Source organism: Corynebacterium sp. HMSC075F02 (assembly GCF_001838335.1).
Classification (GTDB): Bacteria; Actinomycetota; Actinomycetes; order Mycobacteriales; family Mycobacteriaceae; genus Corynebacterium; species Corynebacterium jeikeium_D.
Window position 1 is genome coordinate 1 of the sequence record NZ_KV836314.1, and the last position, 10400, is coordinate 10400.

General features: G+C 59.3%; 10 protein-coding genes. 6 read left to right on the forward strand and 4 right to left on the reverse strand.

The features are described from left to right. The first annotated feature begins 111 nt into the window (after nucleotides 1–111). On the forward strand, nucleotides 112–987 hold the full coding sequence (locus HMPREF2920_RS07705; protein WP_069358883.1) for a methyltransferase domain-containing protein: 876 nt from the start codon (nucleotides 112–114) through the stop codon (nucleotides 985–987). 3 nt (nucleotides 988–990) lie between these two features. Here HMPREF2920_RS07705 and budA read toward each other — a convergent pair whose 3' ends face one another. From budA to glgA, 3 genes are all read right to left on the reverse strand, one after another. Further along, on the reverse strand, nucleotides 991–1740 hold the full coding sequence (budA, locus tag HMPREF2920_RS07710; protein WP_083295693.1) for an acetolactate decarboxylase: 750 nt from the start codon (nucleotides 1738–1740) through the stop codon (nucleotides 991–993). Nucleotides 1741–1870: 130 nt separating this feature from the next. After that, nucleotides 1871–3394 (reverse strand): glycoside hydrolase family 5 protein, encoded by a 1524-nt coding sequence (locus HMPREF2920_RS07715; protein WP_070549620.1) that lies wholly within the window; start codon nucleotides 3392–3394, stop codon nucleotides 1871–1873. A gap of 202 nt (nucleotides 3395–3596) precedes the next feature. After that, nucleotides 3597–4793, reverse strand: coding sequence for a glycogen synthase (gene glgA, locus HMPREF2920_RS07720; protein ID WP_070549621.1), 1197 nt, complete (start codon nucleotides 4791–4793; stop codon nucleotides 3597–3599). Between the two features lie 112 nt (nucleotides 4794–4905). On the opposite strand from glgA, the gene glgC reads away from it, so the two are divergent. After that, nucleotides 4906–6123, forward strand: a complete 1218-nt coding sequence (gene glgC, locus HMPREF2920_RS07725) for a glucose-1-phosphate adenylyltransferase (RefSeq protein WP_042388575.1) — start codon at nucleotides 4906–4908, stop codon at nucleotides 6121–6123. A gap of 294 nt (nucleotides 6124–6417) precedes the next feature. Here the strand turns inward: glgC and HMPREF2920_RS07730 are convergent, their stop codons facing one another. Continuing rightward, nucleotides 6418–7092, reverse strand: a complete 675-nt coding sequence (locus HMPREF2920_RS07730; protein ID WP_049193703.1) for an O-methyltransferase — start codon at nucleotides 7090–7092, stop codon at nucleotides 6418–6420. Between the two features lie 158 nt (nucleotides 7093–7250). Here HMPREF2920_RS07730 and sigE point away from each other — a divergent pair, with 158 nt between their 5' ends. The 4 genes from sigE to tatB all read left to right on the forward strand — a co-directional run bounded on the left by sigE (nucleotide 7251) and on the right by tatB (nucleotide 10312). Then, nucleotides 7251–7904, forward strand: coding sequence for an RNA polymerase sigma factor SigE (gene sigE / locus HMPREF2920_RS07735; RefSeq protein ID WP_070546824.1), 654 nt, complete (start codon nucleotides 7251–7253; stop codon nucleotides 7902–7904). A 51-nt stretch (nucleotides 7905–7955) separates the two neighbouring features. Further along, on the forward strand, nucleotides 7956–8348 hold the full coding sequence (locus tag HMPREF2920_RS07740; protein ID WP_239271898.1) for an anti-sigma factor family protein: 393 nt from the start codon (nucleotides 7956–7958) through the stop codon (nucleotides 8346–8348). After that, nucleotides 8348–9667, forward strand: coding sequence for a S1C family serine protease (locus HMPREF2920_RS07745; RefSeq protein ID WP_070429356.1), 1320 nt, complete (start codon nucleotides 8348–8350; stop codon nucleotides 9665–9667). The genes HMPREF2920_RS07740 and HMPREF2920_RS07745 overlap by 1 nt, the downstream gene beginning before the upstream one ends. A gap of 90 nt (nucleotides 9668–9757) precedes the next feature. Beyond that, nucleotides 9758–10312, forward strand: coding sequence for a Sec-independent protein translocase protein TatB (tatB, locus tag HMPREF2920_RS07750; RefSeq protein WP_070429355.1), 555 nt, complete (start codon nucleotides 9758–9760; stop codon nucleotides 10310–10312). The last annotated feature ends 88 nt before the right edge of the window (nucleotides 10313–10400 follow it).

Sequence of the window (10400 nt, forward strand, 5' to 3'; positions counted from 1 at the left end):
ATTTTTGTCATAAACGTAGTCAGTAACTCGCATTGGAGTTACTTGGCTGAGCTCGTCACGGGCTAAGATAGTGAAAATTATTTTTCTAGCTCAGTTTGAGGAGTGACCGACGTGCTAGCTGACATCATTGATGTGCTTGCTGACCCCATCGATGGCACTGATTTGAAGTTTGGTGATGCCGAACGAATGACTCTGAAGTCCGAATCCGGACATAGCTATGATGTCGCCCGCCAGGGTTACGTTACGCTCGCCGGAGGGGCTGGTCTGCGCTACACCGGCGATGACGCCAAGATGATTACCGCCCGCGAGGAGTTCCTCTCTGGTGGCCACTATGCTCCATTCGTTGAGGCAGTTACAGGCAACGTCCAGGACGTGCTTGACGACGCCAACGTGTCCGAAGCCGCCAGCCCAGTCATCTGCGAAGTCGGTGCGGGCACTGGTTATTACCTCGCACACACGCTGGACAGCATTCCCAATTCTCGTGGCGTAGGCATTGATGTGTCTGTGCCGGCCGCCAAGCACCTGGCCAAGAGCCACCCGCGCCTCGGTGCGGTTGTGGCCGATGCGTGGGCACGGTTGCCGCTGCGTGATGGTTCCATCGATGCGCTTACTGTTGTCTTCGCACCTCGCAACGCTGAGGAGTTCGCTCGCGTGCTCAAGCCGGGCGGCCAGGTTGTGGTTCTGACTGCCACCACTGGTCACTTGGGTGAGCTTCGTGAGCCACTGGGCATCATCGATGTCGAGCGCGGCAAGGTCGAGCGCATGATTTCCCAGGCAGAGGGGCACCTCGTGCCTGTTGGCGACCCGGAGCTGGTGGAGTTCGGTATGAATCTCAACCAGAGTGCAATTGCCGCTCAGATCGGTATGAGCCCGTCGGCACGCCATATTCACCCGGAGGTGCTGCAGGAACGCATTGCAGCGCTACCTGCAGAGATGTACGTCACCGCCCGTGCCTACGTCACCCGTCTGGGGCGCCCGGGCGACTAGCGCCTACTCCTTGACCTCGGTTTTGTGAATCTGTTCATCCAGGTCTTCCGGATCCAGGTCAGCATCCGAGAATTCCGCCGTTAGCGGAAGGCGAAGCTGCAGGTCAGTGCCCGGGCACAGTTCGATAGTGCCCGAGCGCAGCTTAAAGTCCAGCACATGCCCGCCGCCGGTGCCGCCTTCCGCAAGGAAGTGCACGTGACAGCCGGGCACCGAAATTCCCTTCTCGTACACCGGCGTGCGGAAGCCCGCAATCGTGCCCCGCAGGTTCTGGAAATCAACCGACGCGTCTTCTTCCGTCGCATCAACCATCTTCTGGTACGGCTTTTCCTGCTTTACGACGGTTCGAGTCTTCACCCACTCAAATTCGCCGGTAATCCGCAGTGCGTACATAAAGTTTTGGCTCGGCACCAGGGAATCGATGATGGGGCTAATTTCCTTGCGAGTCAGGTTTTCCGGCGCATCCATCACCGTGTGAGGAACGAAGTTGGTGACCACCGTGTAGGGGCTGCGCTGATCCATGGTGGCCCGGGTCGCGGAGCCGTCGTGACGCACCTGCCAGCAGACACCGTCGAGGATTACCATTTCGCCATCGAGACCGTCGAAGGTGCCGATGCCGAAGTTTCCATGACCAAGGATTTCGCCAATGGTCATCTCGCCGTCGTAGATGCCATCGAGCAGTGCGGACATCAGTGAGTTTTGGAAAATTGTGTGTCGGACCGTTGGAAAATTCTCGTGAGTGGTCATGGAAGCCATTATATTCGCGGTGCTTGTGGCTCAGTTTGTTCGGCGTTTTCGGTCCGATGGTGTGGGAGGACTCTGCGGCACGAAGAACGCCCTGCGGAAAAATCCACAGGGCGTGATTTGGTGAATCGAGCGGTTGGTTCTACTTCGGCTGGATGGTGACTGATACGTGGTCAGCAGTGGAGACGATATGAACCGTCTGGCCATCGGCAGCGACAGTGGCGTGGCCACCCTCGACATTCACTGTGAACCCATTCGGGAAGTTGATTGAGGGCACAACGAGCTCGCTGGTGGAACCAGGTGCGAAAACTCCGGTGCCGTCGACGCGGCTATTGTTCCAGCTGGCCTGGTAGACACGGGTGTCGTGGTTCCAGTCAGTAGCTTGCGGGGTGCCTGCGACCGCCCGCAGGTGTGGAGCGGCGAGGATGGTCATCTTGTCGCGGTTGAAGGCATCGGCACCTACGGGTCCTGGAACAGTCGGGTCGAAGACCATGCCCTGTTCCTTCTGGTTCTGCGTCGTCGGGTCGTCGCATCCGCAGTAGGACCAGTACTGCCAGCCGACCATGTGGCGGCGGGCAAGCGAAATTACGCCATTGAGGGTATCGGCATCGTCGGTGGCGCCGAACTCGGAAAGCAGTGTGGCCGAGCCGTTACCGGATGAGACGATTTCCGCATTGTCGAAGGTACGACCATCGAAAAAGTCACAGCCCGTGTAGGTGTTGAACAGGGCATTCGTGGTGCAGTAGACATGCCAGCTGAGAGCCGTACCAGCGGTTTCAGGAACCTTCGGGGCTGCCGGATTGGTGTTCAATCCGGTGTTCCACATGGAGTAGGGCTCGTAGTGGACAATAGCGTCCTGGTCCTTGGCGACAATCTGCTTGGCAGCCTTCTGGTGCAGTTCATCGAGCTTTTCCTTAGCCGGGCCGCAGTCGCCGAGAGCCAAATAGCACAGGGGGTATGCCGAGCCTGGCCACGGTTCATTAATGATGTCGTAGCCCATCAGTCCCGGCATGTCGCCAAGGCGTTTGGCGACATGGCCCCACATGGCTGCGTAACGCTCCTGCAACCCAACACCGCCCGGCCCTTCGCGGTTATTCAGGAAATTGTCGTATGCCCTAATGAGGCCGATATTGAGGGCCTGGTTAGCGGGGAAGCCAACCTTCAAGAGGCTGGGAACGCCGTCGTCAATGACAGCCCAATCCGGGGCAAATTCGCCTTCGAACTTCTCGTTGTACATGTCCTGGTGGGCATCGACCAAGACCGCGATTCCACGCTCAGTGAGCATGGAGATAGTGCGGGCAATGGAATCCAGGTATTTGTCGTTGTACTCGCCGGGCTCTGGCTCTACTGCTTTCCAGATAATGCCGACTCGCATGGAGTCGAAGCCCTGCTGCACGAGCCAGTCAGCATCGTCCTCGTTAAAGCCTCCGGCCTCTGGGGTGTAAGGATCGTGCTTGTAGACGATGTTCGACCCCTGAGTGAGGAAAGCTCGGCCGTCACCATCGGTAAACCAGCGACCGGACTGCCCAAGGGGACCACGCTCGGTGATGGTAGCGGTACTAGGGGATGGTGCTACTTCTGTAGCGAGCGCCTGATGCGGTACTGCACCCGCTAGCGCTATGGCAATGGCGGCACCAGCTGCTGCCACCTTCTTAGTGAATCTCATACTCAGGATGCTATTGACCAGTAATGATAAATTCAGCCAAAACTCAAATTAGGTTTAGAAAAGTGGGCAAGGGCATAAGTAAATGTCCTGAACGGGGTTAGTAAAAAGGCTAAGAAAGGCCCACCGCTTCCTTCTCGGAAGCGATGGGCCTTATGAGGAGACTCCGTCCACCGCGCATCCGTGGCGTCTCGCAGACAGCCAGCTACATCAAAGACTTATAAACCTCAACGGTCTGCTGAGCGATGTTCTCCCAGCTAAACACATCTTCAGCACGCCTCTTACCCGCCTGGCCAATCTTGGTAGCGCGGTCGCGGTCGGCGACCATGTTGTTAACCGCGGCAGCGATTCCACGCTCGAAGCCCTCCGGATCAGACTCGTCGTAGTGAACCAAAGTGCCGGTTTCGCCATCGACGACAACCTCCGGAATGCCGCCGACATCAGAGGCGACAACGGCGGTGCCACAGGCCATAGCCTCAAGGTTAACGATGCCCAGCGGCTCGTAGATGGACGGACAGACGAACGAATCCGCGGCTGTCAGGATCTCCTGGATCTTCTCCTTCGGCAGCATGTCCTGCACCCAGAAAATGCCATCGCGCTTCTCCTGGAGGTCATGGACGAGCTGCTCAGTCTCCTTCGCGATTTCCGGGGTGTCCGGAGCGCCGGCGCACAGAACGAGCTGCACACCGTCGTCGAAAAGCGATGCGGCCTTGACCAAATGAGCGACACCCTTCTGACGGGTGATGCGGCCGACGAACGCGACCATCGGGCGAGACGGGTCAACGCCGAGCTCCTCCAGGACAGACCAGCCGTTCTGTTCCTTGGACTCTTCCCACGTCGGGCGCGGGTACCACAGCTCGGTGTCGATACCGTTCAGGACAACGTGGACCTTGTCGGGGGAGATACGCGGGTAGGCATCCAGGATGGCGTCCTTCATGCGCGCGGAAACAGCAATGACAGCGTCTGCGTACTCCATAGCATTGCGCTCGGACCAGCTGGAAACGTCGTAACCGCCGCCAAGCTGCTCGCGCTTCCATGGGCGGTGCGGCTCCAGTGAGTGCGCGGTTGCCACATGCGGAATGCCCTTGAGCAGACCAGTGAGGTGACCGCCCAGGCCCGAGTACCACGTGTGAGAGTGGACGACATCAATGTCGGTTGCCGCGGCGGCATTTGCCATGCGCAACCCCGTGGACAGCGTCTTAATCGAGGCGTTGGCATCCTTCAACTCCGGGTCAACGCCGTGGACATATACATCCGCCTCATCGCGAGGAGCACCCATGCAGTGCACATCGACGTCAACGCCGTCGAGGCCGCGCATGAAACGAGTCAGTTCAGTTACGTGAACACCTGCTCCGCCGTAAATCTCCGGAGGGTATTCCTTGGTCATCATGGCAACACGCATAGTTCCAGCGTAACCAGATTTGACAATTTCCGTCGCTTGATATGCCTGGGTGTGGGTAGCGGGGAGGGGAGACTGGCAGCGAGGAACGTAAATCGCATATAGGTTGGTTGGTGTGAGGAGTCAACCACATGTTTTGTCCATTGTCCTTGCCGGTGGCGAAGGCAAGCGTCTCTTCCCGCTGACGGAAGACCGCGCTAAGCCCGCCGTGCCTTTCGGCGGTAGCTATCGGCTTATCGACTTCGTGCTGTCGAACCTGGTCAACGCAGGTTTCTTGAAGATCTGTGTGCTGACCCAGTACAAGTCCCACTCGCTCGACCGTCACATTTCGCAGGCGTGGCAGCTGTCTGGCATCACCGGCCAGTACGTCACCCCGGTGCCGGCTCAGCAGCGTCTGGGTAAGCGCTGGTTCACCGGTTCGGCGGACGCGATTCTGCAGTCGCTGAACTTGGTTTACGACGAGGATCCGGAGTACGTCATCGTCTTCGGTGCCGACCACGTCTATCGCATGGATCCGCAGCAGATGCTGGAGGCCCACATCGAGTCTGGCGCTGGCGTGACGGTCGCTGGTATCCGCGTCCCGCGTTCTGAGGCCAGCGCATTCGGTGTCATCGATGCCGATGACAACAACCGAATCACCGAGTTCCTGGAGAAGCCGGCTGATCCGCCCGGCACCCCGGATGACCCGAACTCGACGTTCGCGTCGATGGGTAACTACATCTTCACTACCTCCGCGCTTATCGACGCTATTAAGCGTGACTCGGAAGATGAAAACTCCGACCATGATATGGGCGGAAACATTATTCCGATGCTGGTAGAGGAGGGCGAAGCTTTCGTCTGGGACTTCAAGGACAGCTACGTTCCGGGTGAGACCGAACGTGACAAGGGCTACTGGCGTGATGTCGGTACCATCGATGCCTTCTACGAGGCCAACATGGACCTGATTTCCGTCCACCCGGTGTTTAACCTCTACAACAAGAAGTGGCCAATCCACACCTTCTCAGAGGAGAACCTGCCTCCGGCCAAGTTTGTCCAGGGCGGTATTGCTCAGGCTTCGATGGTCGGTGCTGGTTCGATTGTCTCCGGTGGTACGGTCCGCAACTCGGTGATTAGCACCAACGTTGTGGTCGAGGATGGCGCGACGGTGGAGGGCTCGGTTCTCTTCCCAGGCGTTCGCGTCGGCCGCGGAGCAGTGGTTCGCCATGCGATTTTGGACAAGAACGTTGTAGTTTCCGACGGCGCCATTATCGGTGTCGATCCGGAGAAGGACGCAGAGCGCTTCAAGGTCAGCGCTGGTGGCGTTGTGGCCGTTGGTAAGAACCAGGTTATCTAGACTGTCTGAGTCCGACCGGCTGAAAAGGCACGTACCGTGGGGTACGTGCCTTTTGCCTTTAACCCTTTTTGCTACCTAGTTGCTACCTAGCCCCAAAACTGGCAGCCCTAAAAGTTGCGGGCTGCACCTGTGAATATGGGGTGCGCATGTGAATACGGGCATGGGCTGCAAATGTGAAACTGTGTGAGTTTATGACACTTTCAAGCCATTTTTCGGGCCATTTTTGTCATAAACGCAGTCAGTAAGTCGCAGTGGCCCACCGCTGCCGCTAGCCGGCCGGCCAACAGTAGAAAACTACTTCTTCACCAGCACAGTGGTGCCAGCTGCTAGAGGTAGGCGCATCACGTAAGCGTCGTCAAGCTGGAGCATATATTCGTCGGCTTCACGGGCAGCGACGGTGTCACGGTCAGTGCGTGACGAGTCAGCGACAGTGCCGTCGAGGAGCGCGCCGGTCAGGACGAGCGCGCCACCGGAGCGAAGCAGCGGCCAGGCCTTTTCCTGGGCGGCGCGGAGGATCGCCGGGGCGACGTCCAAGTAGACCAAGTCGTAGGAGTCGGCGGCCAGTCGATCCATGACCTCCAGTGGCTGCGAGGGCAGGAAGCGCTGTCGGTTGGGGCGGATGCCTGCGGCTCGGAAAGCGGACTTCGCCAGAGACTGGTGCTCGAGCTCCGGGTCGATGCAGGTGAGAACGCCGTCATCGCCGAGACCCGCGGCCAGGTGCAAACCGACGACGCCTGCCGCAGGCGATGCGATGACAGCGGCAGGGTGACCGTCGCGGCGGGCACTGGTCAGAGCCATGAGCGAGGTCAAAGCGGCGCCGGTCATCGTATCGGGGACGGCAACTCCGTATTCGCGAGCGCTCTCTCGGGCGCTTTCAAGGGCCTCGGAGACTACGGTCGTGTTGTTGACGTGCTGTGCAATAGCGTCACGTGCGGATAGCGGGGTAGCAGAAGAACTCGTTTCGGACACGCTTTATAGCGTAGGAAAAAACTTCGGGCAGGGTAGCGGGGCGCGCCGGTCAGTGCCGGACTAGGTGGGTAAACAAGCCTCAAATTTGTCTGGACTCTCAAACTATTTTCAGGGTAAGGTCACTACAAACCTAAGGTTGGTAAGGAACACTGAACCTCATGCCTGAACGAGTCAAGTCCGAACTAGTCAGCGCAGGCGACAGCCGCGAGGACGCCCCGTCCGCTGATGTAACTGAGCAACTGTCCGGCACCGCGGCTTTTGACGCAGGTGTGGGGGAGATGCCGTCGTGGTCGGAACTGGTCCAGGCCCACGCGGATAGTGTTTACGGGCTCGCTTATCGGTTGACTGGTAACCAGCAGGACGCGGAAGACCTGACGCAGGAAACATTCATGCGTGTGTTCCGCTCGCTGAAGTCATACCGTCCCGGCACTTTTGAAGGCTGGCTGCATCGGATTACCACTAACCTGTTTTTGGATATGGTCCGGCACCGGCAGGTCATCAGGATGGAGGCGTTGCCGGAGAACTACGACCGCGTCCCGGGCACGCTGAAGACCCCGGAGCAGGCCGTCGATGACGCGATGCTCGACCCGGATTTGGAAATCGCGCTGGCTGAGCTGCAGCCGGACTATCGCGCGGTGGTTGTCCTCTGTGATGTGGTGGGGCTGACCTACGAGGAAATTGCCAGCACCCTTGGGCTCAAGATGGGCACTGTGCGTTCGCGTATTCACCGGGCACGTTCCAGCTTGCGGGCGACGTTGGAGCGCCTGGAGAAGGAACGACAGGAGCTGCCGGAGTCGGTCACCGCAGGCTAGATTTCCCGCACTCAATCCGCGGGAGCGGCTATTGTGGGGCTAGTTAAATAGGTGCGATTTCTGGAGGTGCTGCAGTCTGTGATTCAGCAGGGCGATGACAAGCGTTTTTTGTCAACGGAGCATCTCGGCACCGAGGCGATTGCCGCTTTTGTTGACGGCGAGTTGTCGGTCGTAGCTGAGCGTCGTGCGCAGGCGCACCTGATGGCATGCCCGGAGTGTCGCCGGGAGGTCGCGAAGCAGCGGCAGGCAGCCAAGCGTCTGCGTGATAGTGCGCCCTTGCACATTCCAGCTGAGCTGCGCGCTCGTATTGCTGATTTCGCAGGCAGTTGCGAGGACTCAGAGCCCCATCGGTCGGCGCGGCATCTCACGCACCGTCCGCCGGAGTCGCTGAGTGCCGCGTTGGAGCAGATCGTTCGCGGTTTTCGTAAAGGTGGTAGTCACTAGTGGGCAAACATCGCTCTTTCGATGATTCCGCGTTCGCCCCGGACTCCGATCGTGCCGCCGCAACTGGCGGGTTACAGCGTGCTCCAGGGCAGAAGCTTGACGACGACACCAGTGCGACCGCCCAAGAGTATTCGCCGTGGCAGGATTCGTCGTCACGCATGACGACGGGGCGTCCAGCCCGCAAACCCGAAGCGAAAAAGAAGCCTCGCCCGAAGACGGCTCCCCGCGTCAGCGCGCGGGAAGTGATTTTTGGCCGCGAGGTGCCGTGGCGTGTGATTGCGGCATCGTCGGCCGTGGTGCTGCTCATTGGCGGTGTTGGCGGCTTTGTTGGCGGTTGGGCTGGCAAGTCTTTCCGCTCGGACTACCAGCGTGTGGAGCTGCAGCAGATCGAGGGGCGGCCGGGCAACGGTGATTTGACTGAAATCGGCAAGGTGGCGGAGGCTCTTCGTCCCGCGGTGGTGTCGATTGCGGTCAGTGCCGGTGAGGTCTCGGGCGTGGGCTCGGGGTTTGTCATTGATGGTGACGGTCATATTTTGACGAATAACCACGTCGTTTCGGCGGTGGCGGACCGGCAGGATATGCAGGTCTCCGTAACGTTTTGGGACGGCGGAAAGCTGAAGGAAGTGCCGGCCAAGATTATTGGCCGCGACCCGAAGACCGACCTCGCTGTGATTAAGGTCGAAGATGTTGCGGGGCTGACTGTGGCGCAGCTTGGTGATTCCAACGCGGTTGCGGTCGGTGACACAGTGATTGCGATGGGCTCGCCGCAGGGGCTTGGCGGCACGGTGACCTCGGGCATTGTCTCGGCGCTCAATCGCCCGGTGCGCCTGGCTGCTGAGGGGACCGACACGGACGGTTACGCCGATGCGATTCAGACCGATGCCTCCATCAACCCGGGTAACTCGGGTGGTCCACTGGTGGATATCCGCGGTGCCATTATCGGTATTAATACGGTGATTTTCAGTAGTTCGGGTGGCTCACAGGGGTTGGGCTTTGCGATTCCAATCAATTCAGCCGTTGCCATCGCGGAGCAGCTCATCGCCGGTGAGCAGCCGGTTCATCCGGGGATTGGCGTGACAGCGCGCACGGTTTCCAATGGCGCACTGACTGGTGCCGAGATTGCCAGCATCCTGCCGGGAGGCGTTGCCGACCGGGAAGGCCTGCAGGAAGGCGATGTGATTACGGCTGTGGGAGACCGCGCGGTATCGTCCGCAGATGAGCTCACGGTGGCGCTGTGGACTGTTGGCGCTGGTAATGAGGCGGTATTGAAGATCGTTCGCCACGGAGCCGAGCTGGAGGCGAAGATCACGCCGGAGTAGGGGGCGCTGGTTTCTGCGGATTTAGCAGATTTGGTGGATTTGGCCACGCAATGCTGCATGCGAGGTGCACTGTAACTAAGGTGGTATAACGTGTTTTCTAATGTTGGCTGGGGCGAGATTCTTGTCCTCTTTATCCTCGGACTAATTCTCATCGGACCTGAGCGGTTGCCGAAGGTAATTGAGGACGTCCGCGCATTGCTCTTGGCTGCGCGCACCGCAATCAATGACGCACGCGATAACCTCTCGGACGAGTTCGGCGAAGACTTCGACGATCTTCGCAAGCCGCTGCAGGAGCTCAACGATCTCCGTCGTCTCAACCCGAAGACCGCCATCACCAGGACGCTTTTCGACGGCGATGACACCTACCTGGACATGCTCTCCGGTAAGCCCGCAGCGGGTGGTGGCGGAACTGGTGCAGCCGGAGCTGCAGGAGCGGCCGGGCCTGCGGGTCAGCAGTACCAGCAGTCCAATACGAACCAGCCAGTGCAGCCGGCTCCGTCGCAGCAGCCGCTCCCGCAGCCGGGGACGTGGCAGGATCCAGTTGCCCAGGCCCGCCAACAGCAAGCACAGCAAACACCACAGCAGCCGCAACAACCTCAGCAGCCCCGTGGGGTGCAGGCCTGGGTCGACGACGACAACCTATAGAGGTTGCAAACCGTTCCCGACCGCAAGTTACTGACTAGGTTTATGACACTTTGAGCACAAATTTTGCCACGAAAGTGTCATAAACCTA